General features: G+C 71.8%; 3 protein-coding genes and 1 pseudogene. 3 read left to right on the forward strand and 1 reads right to left on the reverse strand.

What is annotated here, in order from left to right; translation table 11 throughout:
- From VFF97_RS05350 to VFF97_RS05360, 3 genes are all read left to right on the forward strand, one after another.
- Nucleotides 1-733 (forward strand): malate dehydrogenase (locus VFF97_RS05350; RefSeq protein WP_325032455.1); only part of this gene is annotated, 733 nt, incomplete at its 5' end.
- Complete coding sequence (locus VFF97_RS05355) at nt 730-2,481, forward strand: sodium:proton antiporter (protein WP_325032456.1); 1,752 nt, start codon at nt 730-732, stop codon at nt 2,479-2,481. The genes VFF97_RS05350 and VFF97_RS05355, both read left to right, overlap by 4 nt.
- A 237-nt stretch (nt 2,482-2,718) precedes the next feature.
- On the forward strand, nt 2,719-3,216 hold the full coding sequence (locus VFF97_RS05360) for a recombinase family protein (RefSeq protein ID WP_325032457.1): 498 nt from the start codon (nt 2,719-2,721) through the stop codon (nt 3,214-3,216).
- 70 nt (nt 3,217-3,286) lie between these two features.
- On the opposite strand, the pseudogene VFF97_RS05365 reads toward VFF97_RS05360, so the two are convergent.
- Nucleotides 3,287-3,766 (reverse strand): annotated as a pseudogene (locus tag VFF97_RS05365) (hypothetical protein); the annotation flags it as partial.

The raw sequence follows: 3,766 nt of genomic DNA on the forward strand, positions 1-3,766 counted from the left end.
CCCGCGCGGGCCGGGCATGGAGCGCGCCGACCTGCTGGCCGCCAACGCCGGCATCTTCGGACCGCAGGGCGCGGCGCTCAACGGCGTCGCCTCCGACGACGTGCGGATCGTCGTGGTGGGCAACCCCGCCAACACGAACGCGCTCGTGCTCGCGGCATCCGCCCCCGACATCCCGCGCGATCGGATCACCGCGCTCACGCGCCTCGACCACGACCGCGCGATCGGGCAGCTGTCCGAGGCGCTCGACGTGAAGGCGGGCGAGATCGACCGCGTGACCGTGTGGGGCAACCACTCCGTGACGCAGTTCCCCGACGTGACGTACGCGACCGCAGCCGGACGGCCCGTTCCCGAGCGGCTCGCCGAGAGATTCGGCGGGGCGGATGCGGCGACCCGCTGGCTCGACGACGAGTTCGTGCCCCGCGTGGCCAGGCGGGGGCAGGAGATCATCGAGGTGCGCGGATCGTCGTCGGTGGCATCCGCGGCCAATGCGACGATCCAGCACGTGCGTGACGAGTGGTTCGGCACGGAGTGGACCTCGGCGGCCGTCGTGTCGCGCGGGGAGTACGGCGTGCCGGAGGGGCTCGTGTGCTCGTTCCCCGTCTCATCCGACGGCGCGGGCTATCGCGTGATCGAGGGTCTGGATCTCGACGAGCGCGCCCGTCACCGCCTCGACCGGTCGGTGGCCGAGCTCGTGGCCGAACGCGACGCCGTCGCCTCGTGGGGGGTCGTGTGATCGAAGACCCCCTCGCCCTCTCCATCCTCGCGATCGTCGTCATCTCGGTCGCGACAGCCATCGCCCCCAAGGTCCGCATCGCCGGCCCGCTGATCCTCGTCATGGTGGGGATCGCGGTGAGCCTGCTGCCGTTCGTGCCGCCCATCGAGGTCGACCCCGAGTTCATCATCGTCGGCGTGCTGCCGCCCCTGCTCTACTCGGCGGCGGTGAACCTTCCCGCGGTCGAGTTCCGTCGCGACTTCGGACCGGTCGTGGGCTTGTCGGTGCTGCTCGTCGTGATGAGCGCCGTCGCGCTCGCCTTCTTCTTCCAGGCGGTGCTGCCCCAGCTCGACTTCATGCTCGCCCTCGCTCTCGGCGCGATCCTCAGTCCGACCGACGCCGTCGCGACGTCGATCGTCAAACGCCTGGGCATATCGAGTCGCGTCGTCACCCTGCTCGAGGGTGAGAGTCTGCTCAACGACGCGACGTCGCTCGTGCTGCTGCGCACGGCGGTCGCGGCATCCGCCGTCGGCGCCTCGACCGTCGTGCAGGAGGTCGAGGGGGTCGCGCGGCCCGGCTTCGTCGGCGCCTTCGTGTGGGGCGTGATCGCGGCCCTGATCGTCGGCGGGATCATCGGGTGGGTCAATCTGCGCGTGCGCGCGCTGATCTCGAATCCCGCCGCGAACACCGCCATCGGGTTCGTCGTCCCGTTCGCGGCGTACCTGCCGACCGAGCAGCTCGGCGGCTCCGGCCTTGTGGCCGCCGTCGTCGCCGGAATCGTGACCGGGCAGGGGTCCGCGCGGTGGTTCACGCCCGATCAGCGCCTGTCGGATCAGGTCAACTGGCGCACGGTCGAACTCGTGCTCGAGGGCGCGGTGTTCCTCGTGATGGGTCTCGAGCTCAAGGAGATCGTGCGCGCGAACGGCGAGAGCGAAGAGGGCATCTGGCACGGCGTGTGGCTGGCCGCCGTCGCCCTCGCGATCGTGCTCCTCGTGCGCACGGCGTACGTCACGTTCATCGTGTGGTTGCAGTCGAGACGGGCGCGCGTGCGCCAGCGCAGAGTCGGCGAGATCGAGCGGCGGCTGAACCACGTCGCGACCGAGCCGCCCCGGGCCTCGGCGCGCGGCCGGCGCAACCCCGAGCACGTCGAGCGGCGCATGGACCTCCTGCGGCGCCGCGTGCGCACCATGCTCGCCGACATCGACTATTACAACGCGTCGCCCCTCGGTTGGAAGCACGGCACCGTCATCGTGTGGGCCGGCATGCGGGGCGTCGTGACGCTCGCCGCGGCCCAGACCCTCCCCCACGACACGCCCCAGCGCGCGCTCCTCGTCTTCGTGGCGTTCCTCGTGGCGGTGGGAAGCCTCATGCTGCAGGGCTTCACGCTGCCGGCGCTCGTGCGGCTGCTGCGCATCCACCCGCCCGACGAGTCGCTCGACCGCGCTCAGCAGAAACGCCTCGACGACGAACTGCGGGAGGCTGCGGCATCCGCGTTGTCGGAGACGACCCACAGGCGCGACGGCACCCCGTACCCGGCAGAGCTCACGGCGCGCGTCGGGAAGCGCCTCACCCGCCCGCCCGAGGACGACGAGACGGGGCTCACGCGCGATCTGCTCGAGCTGCGGATCACGATGATCGAGGCGATGCGCGCGCGGCTCGTCGAGCTCAGCTCGGGGGGCGAGTTCAGCTCCGAGACTCTGCGCCACGCGCTCGCCGAGCTCGACGCCGATCAGGTGAGCCTCGAGCTGCGGCTGCGCGGAGAGGACTAGCGCCGCGCGCCGCGCGCGCGACACCACCCCGCGGGGCATTCCCCGTCGGACGCGACGCGTGGAGGGCCTTTTCTGGCGAGTCGCCGCAAACGGATGCCCCACCCCGCAGTTCCTGGCCACTCGCCGAGAGTGCGGAGGCGCCTCCAGCCCGGGTGGGCGCCGAAGGCCGACGAGGCGGGGCCCGGACCGCGTGACCGCCGAAGTCAAGGCACAATGGACGTCAGGGAAGGCGGCCACATGAGCGACATCGGCACACAGGAACCCTCCGCGACCGTGCGGCCGGGTGCGGACGGTGCTGCGTCCGACGTGAGCGCCGACACGAGCCCGCTGCACCTGCCGCACGAGGCGGCCGAATGCCCCAAGTGCTTCACCGAGCTGCAGCGTGACCGCAACTGGTGGCAGGCGCGGCCCGCGGGCTCGCGGCTGGTCGGGCTCGTCGTCGCGCGCGAGGACATGCCGTCCGTCGTCGAGCAGCGCGAGCTGCTCACGCACTTCGGCGTGCCGATCGAGGGCTTCCGGCACCCCGCTCCCGAGACCCTCGAGACGTGGGAGGAGCGGCTCGTCCGCCTGTTCGGACGCCTCAGCCGCGGCGACGTGCTCGTCGTGGCGAACGTGCACGCGCTCGGCCGCGACATCGACGAGGAGACCCGAACGGTCGCCGAGCTGCACCGGCGCGGCGTCGTCGTCAAGGTCGTGACGCACGGGGCGCGCCACCTCGCCGACACGGGGCGCTGAACTTCCGGACGGCGGCCGCGGGCGCGTCAGCGGATGCGTCCGCGCGACGACTCAGGGGTGAGCCCGGGCATCACGCGTCGTCGTCGCCGTTCGCATCGCGCTCCTCGTCGAGGAGCGGAAGATCCTCGCGCGTCACGAGACGCGCCGAGATCGCGTGCTCGACGAGCCGCACACGCCGGTTCGTCGCGAACGAGCGGACTCCGCCGCGAAGGCCGGGCACGCCGATGCGGTCGAGCTTGTCGCAGACGTTGTCGAGCTTGCGGTTGAATCGCGTGAGCGTCCAGCCGAGGCGATCGGCGGCCTGCGCCGACGTCGGCAGCTCGCTCATGCCGGTCCCCTCACGGCGCAGCACCGGCTCGGCGAGGGCCAGGATCATGAGCTTCTGGCTCGCCGTGAGCGGGACTTCGCCGATCGTCGACAGCCCGTCGGACTCGTCGTCGATCGTCTGCGTCTCGCGGAACGTCGGCTCGGCCGCGTGGATCGTCAGCTCGTAGGTCGTCGGCCCGGCGCTGAAGATCACGGTGGTCGCGGCGAACACGAGCGGGAGGCG

This window comes from Microbacterium sp. (assembly GCF_035687345.1).
Taxonomy (GTDB): domain Bacteria; phylum Actinomycetota; class Actinomycetes; order Actinomycetales; family Microbacteriaceae; genus Microbacterium.